This is a genomic window from Rhizobium bangladeshense, from assembly GCF_017357245.1.
Classification (GTDB): domain Bacteria; phylum Pseudomonadota; class Alphaproteobacteria; order Rhizobiales; family Rhizobiaceae; genus Rhizobium; species Rhizobium bangladeshense.
Map to the genome: position 1 here is coordinate 3,841,006 of NZ_CP071612.1, position 25,978 is coordinate 3,866,983.

The following is a 25,978-nucleotide window of genomic DNA, read 5'->3' on the forward strand; positions in this document are numbered from 1 at the left end:
GTTGGACGAGCTTGCCGTCCAAGAATTCGCCGTCAGGCCGCGCCGAGGCGGCGCCGGGTTGACGGCTCCGCAGCACGAAGTTCGTTTAGCATCTCGGTAATCCGCTCGGCCGCCAGGGGCCTTCCGAACAAATAGCCCTGCAGGCAGTCGCAGCCGAACAGGCGCATGGCGACAGCCTGTCCCTCGGTCTCTATGCCTTCAGCCGTCACCGGGATATCGAGCGAGCGTGCGAGCGCCACCGTCGCCTGCAGCATTTCGCGCTGGCGTTTGTCCTCGTTGACGCCCATGACCAGCGAGCGGTCGATCTTGATGCGGTCGAAGCCGAACTGTCTGAGATAGCCGATCGAAGAGAAGCCGGAACCGAAGTCGTCGAGCGCTACCTTGACCCCCAGCCCCTTCAGCCGCTCGATCGACTGGCGGGTACGCTGCGGGTTCTGGATCATATAGCCTTCGGTGATCTCGAGGGTGATGCGGCTGGGCTGGATCTCCGTCTGCTTCAACACGTAGCGCACATAATCGGTGAAGGCGGGATTTCGGAACTGGCCCGGCGAAACGTTGACCGAGACGTCCAGTTCCGGCCACTGCCTGGCCGTTTCGCAGGCCTTGCGCAGCACGAACAGGCCGAGCGATTCGATGAGGCCGCTGGTCTCGGCGATCGGAATGAACAGCTCGGGCGAAACCGGGCCATGGCCCGGACGGTTCCACCGCACCAGCGCCTCGACACCCGTCAGCTCATGCGAGGCCGCATCGACCAGCGGCTGGTAGACGAGTGTCAGGTCGCCGCCTTCAATGGCGATTCTGAGATCGAGCTCGAGCGCATTGCGCTGCTGCCGGTCCGCATCCATCGACGGATCGTAAAGCGTCATGCGCGCACGGCCCGCCTCCTTTGCCTTGTACATTGCAAGGTCGGAACGGCGCACCAGTTCCTCGCGATCAATTGCGCCGGCAGGCGACATGGCGATGCCGATGCTGGCGCCGACGACGACGACACGTCGACCGATTTCCAGCGGCTCGACGAGGAAATCGAGAATTTGCTCGGCAAGCTGCAGGGCGGCGGCATTCTCGCCGTCGGAGAGGAAGGCTATCGCAAATTCATCCCCGCCGATGCGGGCGAGAACCGCGCCCTGTGGGATCAACACCTTGAGCCCAGCCGCGACCGCGCGGATCAACTGATCACCGGTACCGTGTCCATAGCTGTCATTGACTTCCTTGAAGCCATCGAGGTCGAGATAGAGGAGCAGCACGTTGCGCTTGCTCTGGCGCGCTTCGAAGACGAAACGATCGACGGCGAGCCCGAGGCCGTCGCGATTGGAAAGGCCGCTCAGCCTGTCGCGCAGCGCCTCCTCCCGCGCGCTGTTTTCCTCCGCCTTCAGGCGCCGGCCAGCCAGCCAACCGATGACCAGCAGCACCACGAAGAAAAGCCCGACGAGACCGAGCGCCTGGATGACCATCGGCCGCACCTGCGCATAGGCAATATTGCCGGGCGAGCGCGAATTCCAGACGAGCTTGCCGATCGTGGCCCCCGCCGGATCGACGATCGGTACGAGATACTCGGCCTCGAAACTTGGCGACGCCAGCCTCAGACCGCCGATCACATAGGTCTCGCCGAGCCCTGCCACTCTGGCGTCATCGAGATGACGGGCGAAAACAAGGTAGCGGTGCTGACCGGCAGGCACATCAAGCGCGCCAGATTTCTTCCGCACCAATGCCACGCCGACAGCGGCAATGCCGCGTTTGGTGCGAACGAAACCGACTGCCTGGGGAGTATCGGCGGGGCCGGCCGCCTTCACCGCGTCGAACAGTTTCCACAGCGAAGTCGCGAAGAAGTCCGCGGGCGGCTCCTCCATCGGTTTGCCGTCCCGATAGGCCATGATCGAATTCTTCGCGTCATCGATAACGATCGCCATGTCGAAAAGCGAGCTGTTGACCGACATCTCGCCGTAGTTGCTGACCGTCCACGCCATGCCATCGGGCATATAGACGTTGGCGGCGGCATCGTCCCAGGCTGCATAATCGTCTAGCGTCGCACCGAGCTGATCCTCGAAGGTCTTCAACGCGCCGATTGTCGTTTCGCGCGAACGCTCGTCATCTAGGACATTGGCATTTTCAGCCACGCGCTCGATTGCCGTCAACACCATGATGGTGGCGACCGCGACGATGACGGCAAAGGAAAACAACACGCCCGTGACGGTGATGTGACGGCCTATTCCTGAACCCTTGCTCTGCAATTTTCCGAGTATTTGCATTCCGGCTCCCTGACCACCGGACTCTGCCAGCCAAGGGTTCAGAAACGTTTAAGCAACCGTCTGCTGCAGACTTCGGCCGTCTATTTTTTCGCCGTCGGCACGAGCTCAAAGCGAGCACCTGGGGTCGCCTGCCATCGAAGTCAGATGGCCTGCTGACCTGGCTTGTGATTGCCTTTCGGAAATTGCGCCGCGAGTTCGCGATACCATTTGCCGCTCTTCTTCACCATGCGCAGCTGCGTCTCATAATTGACATGGACGAGACCAAAGCGCATGCGATAGCCTTCCGCCCATTCGAAATTATCCATCAGGCTCCAGGCAAAATAGCCGCGCACGGGATAGCCGTCCTTGATGAGGTCGGCCACGGCATCTAGATGGCCGCCGAGATAGTCCAGACGCATCCTGTCGTCGACCTCGCCGTCGACAACATCGGTATTGTCGCATGCGCCGTTCTCGGTGATGTAGCATTCCGGCAGGTCGTAGCGGCGATAGAGGTCCTCGACCAGGAGCTTCAGGCCTGGCGCATAGATTTCCCAGCCGATGTCGGTCTTGACGTCGCTTGCCGGCGGCGCCTTCACCGTCCAAGGGAAATCGCCCTGGCGTTCGGCATCGTCGGCGACCCGCTCGGGCGTGTAGTAGTTCAAGCCCCACCAGTCGAGTTTCTGGCTGATCAGCGTCAGATCGCCGTCCTCGATCACCGGCATGCGGTCACCGAGCGCTTCGACGAATTGCTTCGGATATTCGCCCTTGAAGACAGGATCGAAGAAGGCGCCATTGTGGAACTGATGCGCGCGTTCGCCAGCGGCAAGATCGGCCGGGCTGTCGGAGCCGGGAATGATCGAGGCGGCGTTGAGCACCAGCCCGACCGGCACGTTCGGGGCTTCCGAACGGATCGCCTCGACACCGAGGCCGTGGGCAAGGTTCATGTAATGCATGGCGTGAAGAGCGGCCTGCATATTGCGCTCGCCAGGGGCATGGATGCCGTAGAGGTGGCTCAGCCAGACGATGCACCAGGGCTCATTGAAAGTCGCGACCGCGTCGAGGCGATCGCCGAGGCGGTTCATGACAGTCTTGGCATAACGCTGAAAGGCATAAGCGGTGGAACGCGCCGTCCAGCCTCCATCGCCGGCGAGCAGCAGAGGCAGGTCCCAGTGGTAGAGCGTCGCAAAGGTCTTGATCCCTCGCGCCTTACAACCATCGACAAGACGGTCGTAGAAATCGAGGCCGGCCTCGTTCACCGGGCCTGTGCCCTCGGGAATGATGCGCGGCCAGGCGATGGAGAAACGATAGGCTTCGACGCCCATCTCTTTGATGAGATCCAGGTCCTGCTCCAGCCGGTTGTAGTGGTCGCAGGCAATGTCGCCGTTGTCGCGATTATGGACCCTGCCGGGCATATTGCAGAAAGCGTCCCAAATCGACGGCTTGCGCCCATCGGCCCTGCTGGCACCCTCGATCTGGAAAGCGGCGGTGGCGACGCCAAAGGTGAAATCGCCGGGAAAGCGGCCTGCAAGCGTCTTTGCATCGATCATCTGTAATCCCCGTCTCTCACTGATTGGACTGACCCGTGGGCGGATTTAGCCAAGCCGCATTGCAAAGTACAGGTCTCCACAACGAAAAACTGCAACGTTGCAGTACGAAAGGCAGAGCAGCCATATGGCGCTGTTCCTCGCTCCCAATTGCCATGTTTTCCGCCCCGGCGCTCTCATAACGCGAATGTCAGCAGTCGTGATTTGCTGCCAGGCTCACCATCGCTACACAGCGGAAGACATCGTAGAACATGAAAGGAATCCAATGCTGTCTTCGATCCACCTGTTGCAGCCCCATCTGCTGAGCCTGCTCCGTATCGTCTCGTCGCTCGTGCTTTTCAGTTATGGAACGCAGAAGATCCTGCACTTTCCGGCGGCGGCAAGCGTGCCGCCGATGGGCTCGCTCCCCTGGATCGCCGGGCTGATCGAACTCATCCTCGGCTTCCTCGTCCTGGTGGGATTCCAGACACGCATCGCAGCTTTCGTGCTCTCGGGGCTGATGGCCTTCGCCTATTTTATCGGCCATGCGGGGAAGAGCTTTTATCCCGCGCAGAACGGCGGCGTCGCTGCGATCCTGTTCTGCTTCGTGTTTCTCTATCTGGTGGCGGCAGGCGCCGGCCCACTCAGCGTCGACGGCCTCATGAAGCGCAACCACGCTACGGCCTGAGACATGATGATAAGCCGAGGCGACCCAAGGCCGCCTCGGCATTGCTCACGACTCCGCCCCACACCATCTGAGGCGCGGATCGTCAAAGCTTAGAGTTTCACCCAGGCGCCGTTTTTCTTGGACGAGGCAACGCAGGCCTCGACGAAGGCGACACCCTTCACGCCATCGTCGACGGTGGGATAGACCACCGCCTTATCGACTTCCTTGCCCTTCTTGCGGGCGTTGATCGCATGCGCGGCTTCCGTATAGATCGTCGCAAAAGCTTCGAGGTAACCTTCCGGATGCCCTGACGGCACGCGCGAAACGCGGCCGGCCGCAGCGCCTGCGCCGGCGCCGCCACGGGTGATCAGCCGCTTCGGCTCGCCGAATGGCGTGTACCAGAGGTAGTTCGGATCTTTCTGGGTCCATTCCAGTCCGCCCTTGGTGCCGTAGACGCGAACCATCAGGCCGTTCTCATGGCCCGGCGCCACCTGGCTGCACCAGAGCATGCCCTTGGCCGGCTTCTCCGAACCCTTCGCCTTGAAGCGCAGCATGACATGGGCGTTGTCATCAAGCCGGCGAACGGGCACGAAACTGTCGAGATCGGCGGCAAGGCTGTCGAGCTCCAGACCGGTGATGAAGGAGGCCAGATTATAGGCATGCGTGCCGATATCGCCTGTAGACCCGCCGACGCCGGACTGGGCCGGATCGGTGCGCCAAGCGGCCTGCTTTTGGCCGGTCTGCTCGACCGCTTCCGTCAACCAATCCTGCGGATATTCGGCCTGGACCACCCTGATATCGCCGAGTTCGCCGTTCGCGACCATCTCGCGCGCTTGACGGACCATCGGATAGCCGGTGTAATTATGTGTCAGCACGAAAAGCGCGCCGCTCTCGTCGGCCACCTTCTTCAGCTTCTTCGCATCGGCAAGGTTTGATGTCAGCGGCTTGTCGCAGATGACATGGATGCCGCGCTTCAAAAATTCCTTGGCCGCATCGTAGTGCACATGGTTCGGCGTGACGATCGCCACCGCCTCGATGCCGTTCTTCAGCTTCGCCTCGCGGATCGCCATCTCGCGGTAGCTGGAGTAGGTCCGCGACGGGTCGAGGCCAAGATCACGGCCAGACTGGACAGCCTTATCAGGCGTCGACGACAGCGCGCCGGCGACGAGATCGTATTGATCGTCAATCCGCGCCGCGATGCGGTGCACCGCACCGATGAATGCGCCGGCGCCGCCGCCCACCATGCCGAGCCGGATGCGCGGCTCACGGGTCTGTTCGGATGATGCTTCGATTGCCATTCTTGTCCTCCTGAAATTTCTTGTTTGGAGATCAATCCCCTCTGCCCTGCCGGGCCTCTCCCCACAATTCGGGAGAAAATCCGCGGCAGCGCCACAACAAGCCCCTCCCCTTTTTTGGGGAGGGGCTGGGCAGGGGATTTCTCTCTTTAAAGTCCGAGCATCCGCCGATTGGCCGCCTGGTCGGTGCCGCCGGCGGCGAAATCATCGAAGGCCTTTTCGGTGACGCGGATGATATGGGCGGCGACGAATTCGGCACCCTCACGGGCGCCATCCTCCGGATGCTTCAGCGCACATTCCCATTCGACCACGGCCCATCCGTCGAAATTATTGGCCGTCATCTTCGAGAAGACCGCGCCGAAATCGACCTGGCCGTCGCCGAGAGAACGGAAGCGGCCGGCGCGTTCTACCCAGCCTTGATAGCCGCCATAGACGCCTTGGCGACCGGTCGGGTTGAACTCCGCATCCTTGACGTGGAACATCTTGATGCGGTCCTTGTAGATGTCGATGTTCTCGAGATAATCCAGGCACTGCAGAACATAGTGCGAGGGATCGTAGAGCATGTTGGCGCGCGGATGGCCCTTCACGCGCTCCAGGAACATCTCGAATGTGATGCCGTCATGCAGGTCCTCGCCCGGATGAATCTCGTAGCAGACGTCGACGCCGTTCTCGTCCGCATGGTTGAGGATCGGGGTCCAGCGGAGGGCAAGCTCGTCGAAGGCGGTCTCGACCAGACCGGCCGGGCGCTGTGGCCAGGGATAGATGAAAGGCCAGGCAAGCGCGCCAGAGAAGGTTGCGTGCGCCTTGAGGCCAAGGTTTTTCGATGCGGTCAGCGCCATCTTGACCTGCTCGACCGCCCATTCCTGACGGGCCTTCGGATTGCCACGCACCTCAGGCGCCGCGAAACCGTCGAAAGCTTCGTCATAGGCCGGGTGAACGGCGACGAGCTGGCCCTGCAAATGGGTGGAGAGCTCGGTAATCTCGATGCCATTTTCGCGGGCCTTGCCGGCGAATTCGTCACAATAATCCTTGGATGTGGCAGCCTTCTTCAGATCGATCAGCTGGCTCGCCCAGGTCGGCACCTGGACACCCTTATAGCCGATACCGGCCGCCCATTTGGTTATCGCGTCCCAGGAATTGAAAGGCGCGGTGTCACCCGCAAACTGGCCAAGGAAAAGGCCGGGACCCTTGATCGTCTTCATGTCAGATTCCTCCCTGAATATCTGCCGTAAACGTTTCTGAGAACTTGTAGCACGCATTTGGGCGGGAGCAAGGTGCCTCCTCACCCTTGGCTCGGAGACTTGCGGCGAGACCAGATGCGGTATGGCTGCGACCTAATCATGATGGGCTTTGACGAGCAAGAGGTACGTGCAGCATTTTCGGCTATGCACCGAAATGAAAGCGAAAATGCGCCCATCCTTTCGAATGGGCGCACTCCAATGCCGATAGATCAGAACGGAGAATCCGGGAAGTAGAAGTCCTCAGCGTTCTCCTTAGTGACGAGCGTCGCGTCGAGGATGTAGTTGCCGTGGACAGGAACCTGATCGTAAAGGGCCGCGGCTGTCAGCTCCATGGCCGTGCCGACCATCGCCGGCGGATAGAGAACATCAACCGGGATCATCTTGTCGCCGTCCATAACCTTTTTGATCATGTCCTTGGAGCCGGCGCCAGCGACGACATATTTGATGTCCGTGCGCTTGGCCTGCTCGATCGCCTGAAGAACGCCGACGGCCATGTCGTCGTCCTGGCACCATACGACGTCGATCTTCTGGTACTTTGTCAGGTAATCCTGCATGACCTTGAAGGCGTCGTCGCGATTCCAGTTGCCATACTGGCGATCGAGAACCTTGACGTTCGAACCGGCGATGCCCTTGTCGAAGCCGTCCTGCCGCTGCTGGTCGATCGGGATCGGCAGGCCGCGGATGATGACAACTTCGGCGTCCGGCGTATTCTCCTTGATGTACTTGCCGGCGACTTCGCCGAGAGCCGGGTTGTTGCCGGCAACGTAGAGATCGCGCACCGAGCTGTCGTTGTTGCTAGGTGCCCGGTCGACGAGAGCAACGAACTTGCCCTTGTCCTTGACTTCCTTGATAGCGTTGACGAGCGGATCCGGGTCGGACGGCAGGATGACGAGGGCATCAATGCCCTGCGTATCAAGATCCTGAACTGCATTGGCCTGGCTGGCGGCATCAGGGGAGGTCTTGACTATCACGTTGAGACCCGGATGCTCGGCCATCAGCAGCTTGGCGACGCGTTCAGCATGGAACACGACACCCGAGGTCCAGCCGTGGTCAGCGGCGGGAATGGACACCCCGATCGTAAATTTCTTATCCTGGGCATAGGCCGTGCCGGCAACAGTCAACGCCGCAACAGCCAAACCCAACATCAATTTCCGCATGCTATTTCCTCCCAATGACTTCAGGGACTTTTCCATACTGGGACCGGACGCCCTGTAAGCCCGGCCCGATTCAGACTGGTCAGATCATGATTTTCTCACCAGCGAGCGCTGGACGAACATTGCGATGATGATGATCGCACCCTGAATGGCGCCGATCAGATATTCGCTGATGAAATTCGAAAGCAGCATGATGTTGCCCACGAGTTCGAGAATGAAGGCCCCGCAGATCGTGCCCCAGACCCGGCCGGCACCGCCTTTGAGCGCCGTGCCGCCGACAACGACGGCGGTGATCGCCTGCAGTTCCCAGAGGATTCCCGTCGTCGCCGAGGTCGAGCCGAGGCGCGGAACATAGAGCAGCACGGCGATGGCGACGCAAAGCCCCTGGATCACGAAGGCGATTGTACGCACGCGGTCGACGGCGATGCCCGAATAGCGGGCGACATCACTGTTTGATCCCACGGCCACGACATGGCGTCCGTATCTGGTGCGATAGAGGACAAATGCCGCGACCGCCGTCACCGCAAGAATCACTACGATCGGCACCGGCACGCCGGCGATAGTGCCGAAATAGGCGGGACGATAGAGCGTCTGGATGTCGGGCGAGCGAAGCGTAATCGCGCCGCCCTGCGACAGCCATGTCGTCAGACCGCGATAGATGCCCATCGTACCGAGCGTGGCGATGAAAGGTTCGATCTTGCCAACCGTGGTGATGAGGCCATTCGCCAGGCCGCAGAGCGCACCGGCGGCGACCGTGAAGACGACCGCAGCGATCAGCATCAAGGCCGGATTTTCGATGGCAGCCGAATTCATCAGCAAGATCATCAGGCTGGCGACGAAAGCCACCATGGAACCCACCGAGAGATCGAGGTCGCCCGCTGATATCACGAAGGTCGCGCCGACCGCGATGATGGCGATGAAGGCGCTGCGCGTCGCGACGTTGGCAAGGTTGGTGACGCCAATGAAATTCGGATTGACCAGGGCTCCGACGATCAGGAGCAGTGCTAAGGCGACGAAAGGCGCGACCGCACGCAGGTCGACATCCCGCCAGGACCGGCGCCGGATTTCCCTGGTCTCCTCGTTGACACTCATTTCCAAAACCAACCTCCGATCCCATAATCTCTGGGCATGTTATTTATCGTCCGCATCTGCCAAGCCCGCTTCCACCCTCACGCGGCCGCTTTCCTTTTGAGCCCGGCCGCGTAGCGCATGATCTCCTGTTCGGAAATCTCGTCGCCCTCGAGCACGCCGACGATATGGCCTTCGCGCATCACCGCCACCCGCGTGCAGAGGCCGATCACCTCAGGCATCTCCGACGACACGACGATGATCGACCGGCCGTCGCGGGCGAGCGCTGAAATGAAATGATAGATCTGCTGCTTGGTGCCGACATCGATGCCGCGCGTCGGCTCGTCGATGATGATGATATCGGGATCGGTCTCCATGACCTTGGCGAGCAGCAGCTTCTGTTGGTTTCCGCCCGACATCCGGCCGGCGACGACATTTGCGTCGCGAACCCTTATGTCGAAACGGCGCTTGGCCTTTGCCAGCGCGGCCGCCTCGCTGCCCGGGCTGAGATAGCCGTGGCGGGAATGCCTTCCGAGAGACTGCAAAGTCAGATTGGTCACCATGCCGGAGCGCAGCAGGAGGCCTTTCGACTTGCGGTCCTTGGTCATGTAGGCGAGCCCGCAGCGATTGGCGGCATGCACGTCGCCGGAAGGGACCGCTTGCCCCTTGATGACCACTTCACCCTCAATTCGGTGACGCAAGCCGGCGATCGCCTCCATCAGCTCGGTGCGGCCGGAGCCGATCAGGCCGGAAAAGCCGATGATCTCGCCCTTGCGCACCTCGAAACTCGCATCCTTGACATAGCCCGTCGACACCGAGGAGACGCTGAGGACGACCTCCTCGTCGACATCGGGCTCGACCTTGGCGGGATAGAGACTGGAAAGCTCGCGGCCGACCATCAGCTGCGCGATCGATTCGCCGTCGAGGATCGACGTCGGTGACGTCTTGATCCACTGGCCGTCTCGTAGGACTGTCACCCGGTCTGTCAACTCCATCACCTCGTCGAGCTTATGAGACACGAAGACGAAGCTTGTGCCCTGATCGCGAAGCTTGCGGACCTGCTTGAAGAGCATATTCGTTTCTTCCCGCGACAGGACGGCGGTCGGCTCGTCCATGAACACGACGCGTGCATCGCGGCTGATCGCTTTGGCAATCTCGACCATCTGCTTATCGGCGATGGAAAGCGTGCTGATCAGCGCGTTCTCATCCACATGCGACCCGAGCAGGTCGAGGACCTTGCGCGTCTCCGAGCGCATATATCTTCGGTCGAGCACCCCGAAACGCGTAACCTCGCGCCCGAGAAAAAGGCTCTCAGTCACCGTCAGATGTTCTGCGAGATTGAATTCCTGGTGTATGATGACGATCCCGAGCGCTTCCGCAGCACCATTGGGCGGCAGCACCACAGGCTTGCCATCCAGGAGAATCTCGCCTGAAGTCGGCTGTTCGAAACCTGACAGCACTTTGACGAGCGTGGATTTGCCGGCGCCGTTCTCCCCCATCAGCGCATGGATTTCGCCGGCGCGGAGATCGAAGTTGACGCTGAAGAGAACCTGCACACCGCTGAACGATTTGCATATGCGCCTGGCGGACAGCACCACAGGTGCGGTGTCGGCGATCTCGACGGTCATCAATCCCTCCCCTAGAGCACTGCGCGTCCGGAAAGGCCGGCAACGCTCCACTATGAACTAGCTCACATTTAGTTTCTGAAACTGCGTCGATCTCAGGGCTATGCGCTCGCGGCTCCCGTCCGCTTTGAGCCTGTGTAAACCTTTACATCGGCCATGTAAAGGTTTACATCTTGGATTTACACAGATGAGGTGAGGCCTGCCTTTGACCTCGCGACAAGTCTGTGTAGTGTCACGGCGAAGACAGCCTTAAGGCAGAGCCCAGTGTCGAATTCTACGCCTGCAACAATCGAAGACGTCGCCCGGATCGCCGAGGTCTCCATCGCGACGGTTTCGCGGGCGATCCACACCCCGGAAAAGGTCGCCAACTCGACGCGGCTCAAGGTCAACCAGGCAATCGCCATCACCGGTTACACGACCAATGCCATGGCCCGCAGCCTGAGGCTCGGCCGCTCTAACATGATCCTTGTCGTGGCGCCCGACATCGGCGATCCGAATTTCTCCAACATCCTCGTCGGGCTGGAGAACGAGGCGCGCGCCCACGGCTATGGCGTCCTGATCGGCCACACTCAGAACGATGCCCAGCGCGGCCTGGAGTATCTGAAATTCCTCAACTCCAACCAAGCCGCCGGCCTTATCCTCTTCACCGGCATCCTGCCCTTTGGGCATCAGACGATGACCGCGCGGCTGCCGCCGAGCGTCGGGGTTTTCGAACCGGTATTCAACGGCGGCATTCCCTATGTCGGCGTCGACGATACCGAGGGGGCGCGAAAGGCGGTGGACCTGCTGCTGGCCGAGGGCCATCGCAAGATCGCCTTCATCGGCGATTCCCGCACCCGACTTGCCTTTACACGGCGCCGCTTGGGTTACGATGCCGGTCTTGACGCTGCCGGAGTCCCGCCCGATTTGAGGATCGTGCTCGAAGGCGATGGCACGATTGAAAGCGGCCGGCATGCCGTTGAACAGCTTTTCATGCGCGATACGCTTCCGACCGCCTTCATGTGCGTGAACGACCAGACCGCAATCGGCGTCATGATCGGGCTCGGCGCACGCGGCTACGACATTCCTCGCGATTTCTCGGTGACCGGCTTCGACGACGTACCGCAAGCCGTCTTCATATCCCCGTCGCTGACGACGATCCGCCAGCCGAGAACGGCGATCGGCAAACAGGCCATGGCGCTGCTGCTGGAACTCCTGTCAGATGGAGAGCCGGCCGAGACGGAAATCCTGCTGAGGCCGGATCTGGTCGTTCGAAACTCCGTCTCCGCACCATCGCGCAGCTGGTCGAAACGCTGAATCGAATGGATTGCAGCCGGCCGAGGAGGGGCTGCGCCGGCGACCGATGGCCGCCGGCGCATGTTGTCAAACGTAGCGGTTGACGACGTTTTCGAGCAGTTCCTGCTTGCCGGATTTCGGCTGCGGGTTGATGTCGCGGCTCTCGACGTAACGCGTGATCTCGTCGAGCGAATACTCGCCGCGGAAGAGCTTCTGCGCCTCGGCCGTTTCCCAGCCGGCATAACGATCGGCGAGCGGCTGCGACAGGGCCTTGTCTTCGATCATCTTGGCGGCTGCCTTCAGGCCGCGAGCGCAGCAATCCATGCCGCCGATATGGCCGATCAGCAAATCCGCCGGGTCGAGGGACTGGCGACGCAGCTTCGCGTCGAAGTTCGTGCCGCCGGTCTTGAAGCCGCCGCCTGCCAGAACATGGTAGTAGGCAAGCGCCATTTCCGGAACATTGTTCGGGAACTGGTCGGTATCCCAGCCGGACTGGTAGTCGTTGCGGTTCATGTCGATCGAGCCGAAAATGCCGAGCGCGTTGGCCAGCGCCAGCTCATGCTCGAAGGAATGGCCGGCGAGGATCGCATGGCCCTGCTCGATATTGAGCTTCACCTCGTTTTCGAGGCCGTGCTTCTTGAGGAAGCCGTAGACGGTCGCGACGTCATAGTCATACTGGTGCTTGGTCGGCTCCTGCGGCTTCGGCTCGATCAGGATCGTGCCCTTGAAGCCTATCTTGTGCTTGTACTCGACGACGAGGTTGAGGAAGCGGCCGAGTTGGTCGAGCTCGCGCTTGAGGTCGGTGTTGAGCAGCGTCTCATAGCCTTCGCGGCCGCCCCAGAGCACGTAGTTCTCGCCGCCGAGCTTTTGCGTGGCGTCGATGCAGGTCTTGACCGTCGCGGCCGCGAAAGCAAAGACGTCGGGATCCGGGTTGGTCGCCGCACCCGACATATAGCGGCGGTTGGAGAAGAGGTTCGCCGTGCCCCAGAGCAGCTTGGTGCCGGTCGCGGCCTGCTTCTCGGCGAAGTAATCGACGATCTCGTTCAGGTTCTTGGTGTTTTCGGCAAAATTCTTGCCCTCCGGACGCACGTCGGCATCGTGGAAGCAGTAGTAGGGCGCGCCCAGCAGCGAGAAGAATTCGAAAGCCACGTCTGCCTTCAGCTTGGCGGCCTTCATCGAGTCTTCGAACCAGGGACGCAGGAAGGTCTGGCCGCCGAAGGGATCGCCGCCCGGCCAGGTGAAGGTGTGCCAATAGGCCACCGCAAAACGCAGATGATCTTCCATGCGCTTGCCGAGAACGATCTCGTCCGGCTGGTAGTAGCGGAAGGCCAGCGGATTGGTGCTGTCCGGGCCTTCGTATTTTATTCTCTGGATATCGCCGAAAAATCCGGTGCTCATGTCAGGTCTCCTTGGGTTCGTGTTCAGTCTTGTCGTTCGTGCCATCCAGCCCTTCATCCTACCCTTCGGGCCACCTTCTCCCCGAGGGGAGAAGGGAAACGGAAACGTTGCGGCGTATTCCCTTCTCCCCAGCGGGGAGAAGGTACGGCAGGCGGATGAGGGGGCCGCCGGCTCTAGGTTTCAATGCGCCAGCGATTTGATCGCCGGATAGAATGCGCGGTAGCGCTGATACGCGTCTTCGTAAGCGCCCTTCAGCGCCGAGACCGGCTCGACGGTGCTCGCCGTCACCGGCGGCGTGCAGACGGCGATCGGATCCGCCCCCGTCGCTGCGATCAGGCCGAGACGGGCGGCGCCAAAGGCCGCGCCGAAATCGCCGTCGGCCGGCAGGTCGACCGGAACGCCGAGCGCGGTGGCGATTGATGTCAGCCAGTAAAGCGAGCGCGAACCGCCGCCAATTGCCGTCACGCGCGCGATACCCGTCCCGGCCGAACGCAACGCTTCGAGATTGTCGCGGATGGCGAAGGCCACACCTTCGAGCACGGCCTGGGTGAGCACGACACGGCTGCTTTCATGCTCGAGACCGATAAAGGCGCCGCGGATGACGGCATCATTGTGCGGCGTGCGCTCACCTGAGAGATAAGGCAGGAAGGTGACACCGGAAGGCGCCTTCAGTGTCTCGCCGAGTTCGCCGGTGAGCTCGGCGGCGGATTTGCCTGTCACACCGGAATGCCAGTTGAGCGCATCGGTGGCCGAGAGGATGACACCCATCTGATGCCAGGTGTTCGGCAGCGCGTGGCAGAAGGCATGCACGGCGCTCTCCGGCTTCGGCAGATAGGAGCCGTTGGCGGCAAAAAGCACACCCGAGGTGCCGAGCGAGACGAAGGCCGCGCCATCGCTGACAGTGCCCATGCCGCAGGCCGAGGCCGCATTGTCGCCCGCGCCGCCTGCAACGACGACAGTGCCCGATATGCCCCATTGCGCCGCGAGTTCCGGCCGCAGTCTGCCGGCCTGCTCGGTACCTTCGACAAGCGCCGGCATCTGCTCCTTGGAAAGGTCGGTGGCGGCAAGCAGTTCGGACGACCAGCCGCGCTTGCCCGTGTCGAGCCAGGAGGTGCCAGCCGAATCCGACATTTCGGAAATATAATCGCCAGTCAGCCAGAGACGCAGATAATCCTTCGGCAGCAGCACCTTGGCGACCTTCGCGAAAATCTCGGGCTCATGCTTCTTGACCCAGGCGAGTTTGGGCGCCGTAAAGCCGGGAAACACGATATTGCCGGTCAGCGCGCGGAAACGCGGATCGGCATCGAGTGCGGCGGCTTCGACATGGCTGCGCGTATCGTTCCAGAGAATGCAAGGCCGCAATATCTTGTCGGCGGCGTCGATAAGAGTGGCGCCATGCATCTGGCCTGAAAGGCCGATGCCCTTGATCGCTGCGAACTCCTTGGGATGTTTCGCCTTGAGGCCTGCTACGGCCTCTTCGGTAGCGCGCACCCAGTGAGCCGGTTCCTGTTCCGACCAGCCGGAATGCGGGCGCGAGACATCGAGCGAACCATTCGCCGAACCGACGATCTTCTGGTCGCCGTCGATCAGCATCGCCTTGACGCCGGAGGTTCCGAGATCGAGACCGAGATACATGTGGCATTCTCCCTTTGCCGTTACGGCAGATTGTCCTTCAGGAATATGTCGAGGCGGATACGCTCCTGCGATTCGATGACGGCGAGCCCGTCCGCCTTGGCCTTCAGCACGCGGATTGCGCTGCGCACCTCATGACCGGCATCCTGATTGAGGATCGCATCGATCGTGTTGTCGATGAGCGCCGCGCGCGTGTGCGCGGTCAGTTCATGGGCAATGACCGTCAGCGTCCGGTCGACAGCCTTCTCCTTCAGCGCCCTGATAAGGCCGCGGTTGCCGGCGCCGAGACTGTAGACGCCGATAATGTCGGCATTCCCAAGTGCCTCGGCGACCAGCATATGAGCGATCTCCGGATCGTCACGGCCTTCCAGAACCGGAAGGATCGCAAGATCGGGAAATTCCTCTGCCATGACCGAGGTGAAACCTTCCAGCCGCTCGCGATGGTCGCGCACCAGCATGGAGCCGGCGAGCACGGCGATCTCGCCCTTTCGCGGCCCGAGGAACCGGCCGAGCAGACGGGCCGCTGTGCGGCCTGCCGCGATGTTTTCGACGCCGGCGTAGTGATGACGCAGCGAGCCGGTAAGATCGGACACCAGCGTCACGATAGGAAAGCTGGCACGCACCAGCCTGTCGACGACGGCACGCACCTCCGGCGCATCGGTCGCAACCATCGCGATGCCGCAAGGCTTTTCGCGGGAAAGCCCTTCGAGCACTGCGACGAGGGCGGCCGGATCGAAGGCAGGCACCTCGATGGTGCGAATATCGGTGCGTTCAGCAGGCGAGCGGAGGATCGCTTGCCGGATTTCGGCATTGAGGCCGTGCATGAATGAATTGTCGCTGGCCGGCAGAATGAATACCAGCGGATAGGTGCGTCCCTTGGCAAGATTGGCGGCGGCGACGTCCCTGACATAACCGAGCTGCCGGATCGCGGTCTCTACCTTCTCCCGCGTGACATGACGCACTCCCGGGCGCTGGTTGAGCACCCGGTCGACAGTCGCTAGGCTAACCCCGGCGGCGGCGGCGATATCGTGAACAGTTGGCCTCATCATTCCTCCCGACGAGACCATTAGCGCTAATTTTGATGTACGTAAATCAAAAAATCGAACGGCCAGTTCGCGCACCGATTTCAGGCGCTGCCCGGTTCGCTTCCGGCATCACACTCCGTTGACATAAAAGTCGAAGGACGGCAAACAAAAAGGCCCTCCGGAGAGGGCCTTTTCGAGGGGCGGAAGCCGGAGGTCAGTGGCCGCCGCCACCTCCTCCCCCGCCTTGCGGCGCGGGTTTCTTGATCATCGCGACACCGAGGATCATCGCGAGAAAAAGTACGGTCAGGATCAGGAATACGTCACTGAAGGAGAGAATGACCGCCTGCCTGGTGGCAAGGTTGACCATCTGCTTGATCGCGACCGACGCACCGTCCATGCCATAGGTGTTGAAATTGGCGGCCATGTTGTTCATCTGATCGATCGCAGCCGGATTGCCCCAGTCGACATTCTCGCGCAGCCGCTCGTAGTGCACATCCTGCCGGTTGGTGAGCACGGTGTTGATGACGGCAAGGCCGACGGCGCCGCCGAGGTTTCTCGTCAAGTTGAACAGACCGGACGCACCACGAATGCGCGAGGGCGGCATCGTGCCGAGCGCAATGTTGTTGATAGGCACCATGCACATCATCAATCCGAAACCGCGCAGGATCTGCGGAATGAAGAGCTCGTAGAAATCCCAGTCCGCCGTCAGGTGCATCATGATATATGTGCCGGCGGCGAAGCTGACGAAACCGATCACCATCATCAGGCGCAGGTCCATCTTGGTCGACAGCCGGCCGGCGATCGGCGCGGTGAAGAACATCGCCAGTCCGGAAACGAACATCGTCTCGCCGATCATCAGAGAATCATAGCCGCGGATGCGGCCGAGATAGACCGGGTAGATATAGGTGAGGCCATAAAGGCCGATACCCATGACGAAGGAGAAGACCGAGCCGAAGGAGAAGTTTCTGTTTGCAAAGGCCTTGAGATCGACGACAGGGAACTCCACTGAAAAGGCGCGATGGAAGAATATGATGGCGGCGACGCCCGACGCAACGGCCGCGATGGCGATGGACTCGTCGTTGAACCAGTCGTTGGAGTTGCCCTCTTCGAGCACATATTCCAATGCGCCGAGGAAGACGCCCATCGAAACCAGCCCCCACCAGTCGAACTTCTTGAAGAGCGACAGTTCCGGCTTGTCGAAATCGATGAAGTTCCAGGTGACGATCGTAACGATGATTCCCGGAATGATATTGACCAGGAACAGCCAATGCCAGGAGAAGGCGTGGCTGAGATAGCCGCCGACTGTCGGGCCGATGGTCGGCGCCAGCGTTGCGATCAGGCCGATGATCGGCGAGACGATGCTGCGTTTCGACGGCGGGAAGATGGTGAAGGCAGCCGCGAAGACCGACGGAATCATGCCGCCGCCGATGAAACCCTGAATGGCGCGATAGACGATCATCTGGTCGATATTCGTCGCCGTTGCCGCAAGCGCGCTCGCCATGGTGAAGCCCGCAGCCGAGATCGCGAAGAGATAACGGGTCGAGATGATGCGCGCCAGCGTGCCCGAGAGCGGGATCATGATCACTTCGGCGATCAGATATGATGTCTGCACCCAGCCGATCTCATCGCTGCCGGCCGAAAGGCCAGCCTGGATCTCGGCAAGCGAGGCCGAGACGATCTGGATATCGAGGATCGACATGAACATGCCGAGCACCATCGCAAAGAAGGCGATGAGCTTCCTCGGATCCATGCGGTCCTCGGCGTGAGCGGGCGCTGCCGGAACAGTACCCGCTGTTGCAGTCGCACTTCCGGCCATGGGACCACCTCCGCCTTTCCAGAGCAATTTTTTCACGCAATTCCGGACGCAAAACCGCTGCACACTTTTGCTGGAATTGCCCTAAAGGCTTACTTGCTCGGCGCCGTGCGGGTGTCGACGTCGACGACGACGCTCAGGCCCGCGCGCAGACGCCCGCTGTCGAGCGCATCCTGCGGCAGCGCGATACGCACCGGCACACGCTGGATCACCTTGGTGAAGTTGCCCGTCGCATTTTCCGGCGGCAGCAGTGAAAAGACCGAGCCGGACGCCGGCGAAATCGAAACAACGGTTCCGACGATCGGATGGTCGTCATAAGCATCGACATGCACGTCGACCCTCGAGCCCGGAACGAGATGCTGGATCTGCGTTTCCTTGAAATTGGCGTCTATATAAAGCTCACGCACCGGAACGAGCGCCATCAGGCGCTGGCCAGGCGAGACGAGATCGCCTTCCTGGACGGAGCGGTTGCCGACGATGCCGTCATAAGGCGCCTTGAGCACGGTGAAGGAGAGGTCACGGGCGGCTTTATCACGCGAAATTTCCAGCGAGCGCACCGAACCCTCCGCCTCCTTGCGCTGGGCCTGAAGGATGGTGATGTTGGCACGCGCGGCGGCAATGTTGGCGTCGCCTGCGGCAAGATTGGCCTTGGCCTGGTCGAGTGCGATGTTGGCATTGTCGAGATCGGCGGCGGTGCCGACCGACTTTGCCTGAAGCTCGCTCTGGCGCTTCTGGGTGATTTCGGCACCGCGAACGGCCGCTTCGAGTGCCACCTTCTGCGCCTGCGCCTGTGCGAAGCTCGCATTGGCGCCTTCGATCTGCGCATCGATGCGCTGCAGCGAAAGCTTTTCGGTGGCGATCTGGGCTTGGGCCTGATCGAGCGCGTTCTGGTAGTCGCCATTGTCGAGCGTAGCGAGCACATCGCCGGCTTTGACTTCCTGGTTGGCGACGACGTTCACCTTCGCGACATAGCCCGTGACCTTCGGCGAAATCGTTGCGATATCGCCCTCGATATAGGCATCGTCGGTCGACACCATGAAGCGGCCGTTCGTCCACCATTCGTAACCATACCAAGCGCCGCCTGCGAGAAGAGCAAGCACCACGATCGGCAGCACCGGACTGCGGCGCTTCTTCGCAGCCGCAGGAGCTGCGACCGAAGCCGGCGCCGACTGCGCGGGGGCAGACGGCTTCTCGCGTGCTTCAGCCGTCGGGGCCTCCGCAACGGCCGCGACCTTTGCCTCTTCGGCTTCGGCGTTTTCGCTGACGATACGCGCGACGCTGCTTTTCTGGTTGCTCGACATGGGCACTTACCGATCTTGGAGTAATTGATCGAACTGAACGGTTCGGTTCAGTTGACATAAACCTCTTTTGTCGTCATATCAAGATGGATAGAACCAATCGGTTCGATTTCTTTTAAGGTACAGGCGAAGCCGCAAAAACGGTTAAGGAGACATGACGCTGAAATCCGACAATGCCGCCGTCTTCAGCCCTCCTCCTGCTGGGGGCCGATTTGCCGCGGGCGAAGATCCAGCCAAGCGCCAGCAGATCCTCGATGGCGCCAAACGCGTCTTCATGAAAATGGGCTTCGATGCCGCCAGCATGAACGATGTGACGCGTGAGGCCGGCGTTTCCAAGGGGACGCTCTACGTCTACTTCACCAACAAGGAAGAGCTGTTTTCGGCAATGGTCGAGAACGAGCGCGCCGCCTTCGTGGCCGCAGTGCGCACGGCGCTCGCCGAGCATGACGATCCCGAATCCGGACTGTACGAATTCGGGATAAGCTTCGTCACCCACATGACCGACGAAAAGGTCATCACTGCAATGCGCACCGTTCTCGGCGTCCGAGACCGCATGCCGGCCCTCTGTCAGCGCTTCTTCAAGGGTCCGGTCAATCTGCGCACCATCATGCGCGATTTCCTGGAGCGCCACATCACCGAGGGCACACTCGAGATCGATGATATCGATCTCGCCGCCGGCCAGTTTCTCGATCTCGCCAGCGGCAGTTTCTTCAAGCTGCGCCTGTTCGGCAGCATGGAAGAACCGCCGAGCCGCGAAGAGATCGACCGGGTCATCCGGGGTGCGATCAGGGTCTTCATGGCAGCCTATGGCGCGCGCCGGCACGACACCGCCTGATACGTTTTCTTGACCGCTCCCTTGCATCGGCCAAAACTCCGCAAGAACGATCAAACCCGGCTTTCGGCTTTTCTCTAAGGAAGAAGCCGCAACCAGGGGAGTGAGAATGAGCGCCATCGCACGGGCGATCTGGTTCATAGAGAGCCATTTCGAAAGCGATATATCGCTGGAGGAGATATCGGAAGCAGCCGGATTGTCGCGCTACCATCTGTCGCGCGTCTTCGGGCTGGTCACCGGCCACTCGATCAGCGGCTATATCAGAGGGCGGCGCCTCAGCCGCGCCGTGCCCGCCTTGGTCGGCGGTTCATCTACCATTCTCGAGGTTGCGCTTTGCGCGGGCTACGGCTCGCACGAAGCTTTCACCCGTGCCTTCCGCGACCAGTTCGGCATGACGCCGGATGCGGTGCGCAAACAGGGGCACGCCCGCAATCTTGTCTTGATGGAGCCGATCAGAATGGACCCCGCCCACCTCAACGACCTCGAACCGCCCCGCTTCGAAAGCCTTCAGCCGATGCTCTTTGCCGGCCTGCAGGAGATTTATGCTCACGGCGACAATGCCGCCATTCCCTCCCTCTGGCAGAGGTTCAATGCCCATTTCGGCCATATCTCCAGCCAGAAGGGCAATGTCGCCTACGGCATCTGTACCCATATCAATGGTGAAGCAGAGAAATTCCGCTATATGGCCGCGGCCGAAATATCTAATACCGGCGACCTGCCGCCGCATTTTACGACGCTTAGGCTTCCGGGCCAGCGCTACGCTGTCTTCACCCATCGCGGCCATGTCTCCGGCATTTCCTCGACCATGAATCGGATTTTCGGCGCATGGTGGCCAACGTCGGGCCTGGAGCACGCTGACATGCCCGACATGTTCGAACGTTATGACGAACGTTTCGATCCCTATACCGGCGTGGGCGTCACTGAAATCTGGCTACCTATCAGGGAATAAAAGTCACATCGATTTCGTATATCCCCTTGCGGCGCTTGCGCAGCAGGCCGCGGACACTACATTGCGGGCGTCATCGGTGACGCAAGGGGATATAGACTAATGCAGGAAATTATGACGCTCATTCAGGATCCGGCGGCCTGGGTGGCGCTCATCACGCTGGTGGTGATGGAAGTCGTTCTCGGCATCGACAACCTGATCTTCATTTCCATTCTCACAAACAAGCTGCCCCCCGAGCACCGGGAGAAGGCCCGCAAGATTGGTATCGGTCTGGCCCTCATCATGCGCCTGGCGCTGCTCGGCACCGTCGCTTGGATCGTGCAACTGACCGAACCGCTGTTCGAAGCTTTCGGACACGGCTTCTCCTGGAAGGATCTGATCCTGATCGCCGGCGGCCTGTTCCTCGTCTGGAAGGCGACCAAGGAAATTCACCACACGGTCGATCCGGTCGATCATCAGGAGGATTTCATTGCGACATCCGTCACGACAGGTTTCGCATCAGCCATCGGCCAGATCCTGTTGCTAGACTTGGTCTTCTCCGTCGACAGCATCATCACCGCCGTCGGCATGACGCCGCACCTGCCGATCATGGTGATCGCCGTCATCGCCGCCGTTACCGTCATGCTGGTCGCGGCGACTCCGCTCGCCAACTTCATCGAGAAGAACCCGACGATCGTCATGCTGGCGCTCGCCTTCCTGCTGATGATCGGCACGACTCTGATCGCCGAAGGCATGGGCTTCCACGTACCGAAGGGTTACGTCTACGCCGCCATGGCCTTCTCGGCGCTGGTCGAGGTGCTGAACATGTTCGCGCGCAACGCCCGCAAGCGCAAACGCGAAGGCGCGCATTGAGGCTGATACGGGAGGGCGCGCGGGCAACCGGCGCGCCCCTCTCCGGACCGGGAAGCCGTTGCGGACGTGGTTTTCCTTGACGCGCTCGGTTGAATATGGCCTAAGGCCAGCCGAACGGACGATCGGCGGATGGTGCGGGCGCATGCCCTTTTTTTCGGCCGGTTTGCCGAAGATATCTGCATCCTTCCGCCGAACGTCGCTTTCCCGTGAAAGCCGTCCGGCATTCATTGACGGGCACACACAATGACAGTTTCCGGGACAGCTTCCGGTGTCCGCGTCCGCATCGCTCCCTCGCCGACCGGCGAGCCGCATGTCGGCACCGCTTACATCGCTCTCTTCAACTACCTCTTCGCCAAGAAGCACGGTGGCGAGTTCATCCTGCGCATCGAGGATACCGATGCGACGCGCTCGACTCCGGAATTCGAGACGAAGGTGCTGGACGCGCTGAAATGGTGCGGACTGGAATGGAAGGAAGGCCCCGATATCGGCGGCCCCTACGGCCCCTATCGCCAGTCCGACCGCAAGCCGATGTACCAGCCCTACGCCCAGGAATTGCTGGACAAGGGCCATGCCTTCCGCTGTTTCTGCACGCCGGCGCGGCTGGAGCAGATGCGCGATGCGCAGCGCGCCGCCGGGAAGCCGCCGAAATACGACGGTCTCTGCCTGAGCCTCACGGCCGAGGAAGTCACCTCGCGCATGGCGGCTGGCGAAACGACTGTCATCCGCATGAAGATACCGACCGAAGGCTCCTGCGACTTCACCGATGGCGTCTACGGCGATGTCTCCATTCCATGGGATTCCGTCGACATGCAGGTCCTGATCAAGGCCGACGGCATGCCGACCTATCATATGGCCAACGTCATCGACGACCATCTGATGAAGATCACCCACGTGGCGCGCGGCGAGGAATGGTTGGCTTCTGTGCCGAAGCACATCCTGCTCTATCGCTATTTCGGCTGGGATCAGCCGGTCTTCATGCATCTGTCGCTGATGCGCAACGCCGACAAGTCGAAGCTATCGAAGCGCAAGAACCCGACCTCGATCTCCTATTACTCGGCGCTCGGCTATATCCCCGAAGCGCTGATGAATTTCCTCGGCCTGTTCTTCATGCAGATCGCCGAGGGCGAAGAGCTTCTGACGATGGATGAGCTCTCCGAAAAATTCGACCCGGACAATCTCTCCAAGGCCGGCGCAATCTTCGATATCCAGAAGCTTGATTGGCTGAACGGCCGCTGGATCCGCGAGAAACTTTCCGAAGAGGAATTTCAGGCGCGCGTGCTGACCTGGGCGATGGAAAACGACCGCCTGATGGCGGGCCTGCGCCTATCGCAGACGCGCATTTCCAAGCTCGGCGAATTGCCCGATCTCGCCGGCTTCCTGCTGAAGTCCGATCTCGGCCTGCAGCCTTCCGACTTCGCTAAGATCAAGTCGCCGCCGGAAGAGATCCTGGAGATCCTCAACACCGTCCAGCCGGATCTCGAAAAGATCCTCGAATGGAACGTCGAGACGATCGAGGCGGAACTGCGCGCGATCTCCGACCGCATGGGCAAGAAGCTGAAGGTCGTGGTCTCGCCGCTCTTCGTCGCCGTCTCCGGCTCGTCGCGCTCCCTGCCGCTCTTCGATTCCATGGCAATCCTCGGACGCTCCGTCGTGCGACAGCGTCTGAAGCTCGCCGCCCAGGCGGTCGCAGCCCTCGTCGGCTCGAAGTAAGAATAGTCAGAGGATTTCGACAGTGGCTGACAACAAGACCGAAAACACCCTCTCCTCCGACGCGACCGAGGTGCGCGCCCAAAAGCTGAAGCTGTTGCGCGATCAGATCGGCGACGTCTATCCGGCGCATTTCCACCGGACGCTGACCAATGCCGAACTGAGCGCCAAGTATGAATCTCTGGGAGCCGACGTCGAGACAAAGGACGTCGTGACGGTCGCCGGCCGCGTCTACTCCTCGCGCAACTCGGGCATGTTCATGGATCTCCGTGATGCATCCGGGAAGATCCAGATCTTCTCGCACAAGGATGTGACGAGCGAGGAAGCCCGCGCCCTGCTGCCGATGATCGATATCGGCGACATCATCGGCGTCACCGGCATCGTGCGCCGCACCAAGCGCGGCGAACTGACGATCAACGCGCAGAAGATCGAAATGCTGACGAAGTCGCTGCTGCCGATGCCCGAGAAGTGGCACGGCCTCTCCGACATCGAACTGCGTTATCGCAAGCGCCATCTCGACATCATGACCAACGAGGATTCGAAGCTGCGCTTCCAGCAGCGCTCGAAGATCGTCTCCGGCATCCGCCGCTTCATGGAAAATGACGGCTTCATGGAAGTCGAGACGCCGATGCTGCATTCGGTCTATGGCGGCGCCACTGCCGAGCCGTTCAAGACGCATCACAACACGCTGAAGCTCGACATGTACCTGCGCATCGCGCCGGAACTATTCCTGAAGCGAACGCTGGTCTCGGGCCTCACCGACAAGGTCTTCGAAATCAACCGAAATTTCCGCAACGAAGGCGTCTCCACCCGGCACAATCCCGAATTCACGATGATGGAGTGTTACTGGGCCTATGCCGATTACGAGGACATGATGGACCTCGTCGAACGGCTGTTCGAGACCTTGGCGCTCTCCATTCACGGCACGACGGAATTCGACTTCGTCGACAAGCGGTTGTCCTTCAAGGGACCGTTCAAGCGCGTGCCGATGCCGGATGCCGTCAAGGAAGCGACCGGTATCGATTTCCTCGCCATCAAGACCGATGAAGAAGCCCGCGCCGCCGCCAAGGCCGCTGGATTCGCGGTCGAGAAGGACTGGACCTGGGGCGAATGCCTTGCCTTCATCTTCGAGGAAAAGGTCGAAGCCACGCTGATCCAGCCTGCCCACGTCACGCATTTCCCGAAGGACATCTCGCCCTTTGCAAAGGAAGTGCCGGGCGAGCCGCGGCTTGTCGAACGCTTCGAGACCTATTGCAACGCCTGGGAACTCGGCAACGCCTTCTCGGAACTCAATGATCCCGAGGAACAGCGCCGCCGAATGGTCGAGCAGCTGGAACAGGCGCATGCCCGCGGCGAAAAGGAAAAGCAGCTGGACGACGAATTCCTCGACGCGATCGACCAGGGCATGCCGCCGGCCGGCGGCCTCGGCATCGGCGTCGACCGCCTGATCATGCTTCTGACCAACGCGCCGTCGATCCGCGACGTCATCCTCTTCCCGGCCCGCCGCAGCAAAGCCGACTGAGGGAAAAACGCATAAGAAACGAAAGCGGAATGCCGCCCGGCGCTCCGCTTTTTCATGCTGGCAAGATCAATTCCAGGAAAAGTGCGAAGCGGTTTTCCGTAGGCAATTGCGTAAATGCAAAATTCAGCAAGTCAATGCGCCTTCGGGGCTTCCTCCGGCGGCTCTTCGGCCGGCGCCTCGGCGACCACGTCGGCGCCCTCATTCTCTGCAGCGGGCGCGGCTTCACTTTCGGCGGCCGGTGCTGTGCCATGTCCGCCGCCTGCGTCCGTCTTGCCCTTTTCATCGTGCTTGGTCGAGGCGACGGCGACCGGGTCGACACAATCTTCGGGATCCTTGAACGAGGCGCTGATCATGGCGATCTCATCGGCCGGCAGCTCGATGCGCTCGCCGAAGAACAATCCATTTTCGCTGGCCTTGCCGTCATAGTAGCGCGCCGTAAAACGCTTGTCGTCCAGGCCGGGAATGGCCTTGTCGGGGTGCGGAATGAAGACGACATCGGCGCCAATCGCCCGGCCGCGAATATCGGCGCGCAGCGTCGGGCCATTCTCATCAAGCACCACCACCTGTACCAGATCCGGTTTCTGCGCGGCGTAGACGGCCTGGGCAACACGGAGTGCGGTCCTGACCCGCGTCACGCCATCGGTCGGTTCGGTCTTGATGTACTTCCGCACCCAGAGATGATCCTGCTTCCTGATCGTCACGAGGTTGACGTCGCTGCATTCGAGCCCACCGCCACCGGAGACGCCGACCAGCCTGTCCTTACCGACATAAATCGCCGCACCGCCGGAAACGCCCGCCAGAAGCGCGACTCCGCCGATGATGATTGCCAATTTCCGGGAAGGCCGGAATATGCGCAGTAAGGCCTTCACGCCAACTGCTC

The 25,978-nt window shown here is 61.0% G+C and carries 20 protein-coding genes; 7 read left to right on the forward strand and 13 right to left on the reverse strand.

What is annotated here, in order from left to right; translation table 11 throughout:
* Positions 1-32 precede the first annotated feature (32 nt).
* Together J2J98_RS18530 and J2J98_RS18535 are read right to left on the reverse strand one after the other, a co-directional pair.
* Entirely contained in the window at positions 33-2,246 is a 2,214-nt protein-coding gene (locus J2J98_RS18530; RefSeq protein ID WP_207601796.1) for a putative bifunctional diguanylate cyclase/phosphodiesterase, read from the reverse strand.
* Between the two features lie 140 nt (positions 2,247-2,386).
* Positions 2,387-3,772, reverse strand: a complete 1,386-nt coding sequence (locus J2J98_RS18535) for a GH1 family beta-glucosidase (protein ID WP_207601797.1) — start codon at positions 3,770-3,772, stop codon at positions 2,387-2,389.
* A gap of 262 nt (positions 3,773-4,034) precedes the next feature.
* Between J2J98_RS18535 and J2J98_RS18540 the strand changes: the two genes are divergently transcribed.
* Positions 4,035-4,436: a DoxX family protein gene (locus J2J98_RS18540; protein ID WP_138394941.1), complete on the forward strand. Its 402-nt coding sequence runs from the start codon at positions 4,035-4,037 to the stop codon at positions 4,434-4,436.
* Positions 4,437-4,525: 89 nt separating this feature from the next.
* Here J2J98_RS18540 and J2J98_RS18545 read toward each other — a convergent pair whose 3' ends face one another.
* The 5 genes from J2J98_RS18545 to J2J98_RS18565 form a co-directional block, all read right to left on the reverse strand.
* Complete coding sequence (locus tag J2J98_RS18545) at positions 4,526-5,713, reverse strand: Gfo/Idh/MocA family protein (RefSeq protein WP_207601798.1); 1,188 nt, start codon at positions 5,711-5,713, stop codon at positions 4,526-4,528.
* Positions 5,714-5,859: 146 nt separating this feature from the next.
* Positions 5,860-6,912 carry a sugar phosphate isomerase/epimerase family protein gene (locus J2J98_RS18550; protein ID WP_138394942.1) on the reverse strand — a complete coding sequence of 351 codons (1,053 nt, stop codon included), beginning with the start codon at positions 6,910-6,912 and terminating at the stop codon, positions 5,860-5,862.
* Between the two features lie 248 nt (positions 6,913-7,160).
* On the reverse strand, positions 7,161-8,108 hold the full coding sequence (locus tag J2J98_RS18555) for a substrate-binding domain-containing protein (RefSeq protein ID WP_138394943.1): 948 nt from the start codon (positions 8,106-8,108) through the stop codon (positions 7,161-7,163).
* An 84-nt stretch (positions 8,109-8,192) separates the two neighbouring features.
* Complete coding sequence (locus tag J2J98_RS18560) at positions 8,193-9,197, reverse strand: ABC transporter permease (RefSeq protein WP_207601799.1); 1,005 nt, start codon at positions 9,195-9,197, stop codon at positions 8,193-8,195.
* A 77-nt stretch (positions 9,198-9,274) separates the two neighbouring features.
* Positions 9,275-10,801: a sugar ABC transporter ATP-binding protein gene (locus J2J98_RS18565; RefSeq protein ID WP_207601800.1), complete on the reverse strand. Its 1,527-nt coding sequence runs from the start codon at positions 10,799-10,801 to the stop codon at positions 9,275-9,277.
* 261 nt (positions 10,802-11,062) lie between these two features.
* On the opposite strand from J2J98_RS18565, the gene J2J98_RS18570 reads away from it, so the two are divergent.
* Entirely contained in the window at positions 11,063-12,094 is a 1,032-nt protein-coding gene (locus J2J98_RS18570) for a LacI family DNA-binding transcriptional regulator (RefSeq protein ID WP_138394945.1), read from the forward strand.
* 66 nt (positions 12,095-12,160) lie between these two features.
* Here J2J98_RS18570 and xylA read toward each other — a convergent pair whose 3' ends face one another.
* The 5 genes from xylA to J2J98_RS18595 form a co-directional block, all read right to left on the reverse strand.
* The gene (gene xylA / locus J2J98_RS18575; RefSeq protein ID WP_207601801.1) at positions 12,161-13,471 is read right to left on the reverse strand and encodes a xylose isomerase; all 1,311 of its coding nucleotides are present in this window, start codon (positions 13,469-13,471) and stop codon (positions 12,161-12,163) included.
* Between the two features lie 180 nt (positions 13,472-13,651).
* Positions 13,652-15,106 (reverse strand): xylulokinase, encoded by a 1,455-nt coding sequence (gene xylB / locus J2J98_RS18580; protein WP_138394946.1) that lies wholly within the window; start codon positions 15,104-15,106, stop codon positions 13,652-13,654.
* Positions 15,107-15,126: 20 nt separating this feature from the next.
* Complete coding sequence (locus tag J2J98_RS18585; protein ID WP_138394947.1) at positions 15,127-16,149, reverse strand: LacI family DNA-binding transcriptional regulator; 1,023 nt, start codon at positions 16,147-16,149, stop codon at positions 15,127-15,129.
* 193 nt (positions 16,150-16,342) lie between these two features.
* Positions 16,343-17,944, reverse strand: coding sequence for a DHA2 family efflux MFS transporter permease subunit (locus J2J98_RS18590; RefSeq protein ID WP_207601802.1), 1,602 nt, complete (start codon positions 17,942-17,944; stop codon positions 16,343-16,345).
* Between the two features lie 89 nt (positions 17,945-18,033).
* On the reverse strand, positions 18,034-19,242 hold the full coding sequence (locus J2J98_RS18595; RefSeq protein ID WP_207601803.1) for an HlyD family secretion protein: 1,209 nt from the start codon (positions 19,240-19,242) through the stop codon (positions 18,034-18,036).
* Positions 19,243-19,393: 151 nt separating this feature from the next.
* Here J2J98_RS18595 and J2J98_RS18600 point away from each other — a divergent pair, with 151 nt between their 5' ends.
* The 5 genes from J2J98_RS18600 (at position 19,394) to lysS (ending at position 25,098) form a co-directional block, all read left to right on the forward strand.
* Positions 19,394-20,074 (forward strand): TetR/AcrR family transcriptional regulator, encoded by a 681-nt coding sequence (locus J2J98_RS18600; protein WP_207601804.1) that lies wholly within the window; start codon positions 19,394-19,396, stop codon positions 20,072-20,074.
* Positions 20,075-20,180: 106 nt separating this feature from the next.
* The gene (locus J2J98_RS18605) at positions 20,181-21,020 is read left to right on the forward strand and encodes an AraC family transcriptional regulator (protein ID WP_207601805.1); all 840 of its coding nucleotides are present in this window, start codon (positions 20,181-20,183) and stop codon (positions 21,018-21,020) included.
* 99 nt (positions 21,021-21,119) lie between these two features.
* On the forward strand, positions 21,120-21,869 hold the full coding sequence (locus tag J2J98_RS18610) for a TerC family protein (RefSeq protein WP_138394952.1): 750 nt from the start codon (positions 21,120-21,122) through the stop codon (positions 21,867-21,869).
* Between the two features lie 243 nt (positions 21,870-22,112).
* The gene (gene gltX / locus J2J98_RS18615; RefSeq protein ID WP_207601806.1) at positions 22,113-23,579 is read left to right on the forward strand and encodes a glutamate--tRNA ligase; all 1,467 of its coding nucleotides are present in this window, start codon (positions 22,113-22,115) and stop codon (positions 23,577-23,579) included.
* A 22-nt stretch (positions 23,580-23,601) separates the two neighbouring features.
* Complete coding sequence (gene lysS, locus J2J98_RS18620) at positions 23,602-25,098, forward strand: lysine--tRNA ligase (RefSeq protein ID WP_207601807.1); 1,497 nt, start codon at positions 23,602-23,604, stop codon at positions 25,096-25,098.
* Positions 25,099-25,229: 131 nt separating this feature from the next.
* Here lysS and J2J98_RS18625 read toward each other — a convergent pair whose 3' ends face one another.
* The gene (locus J2J98_RS18625; protein WP_138394955.1) at positions 25,230-25,967 is read right to left on the reverse strand and encodes a hypothetical protein; all 738 of its coding nucleotides are present in this window, start codon (positions 25,965-25,967) and stop codon (positions 25,230-25,232) included.
* Positions 25,968-25,978 lie beyond the last annotated feature (11 nt).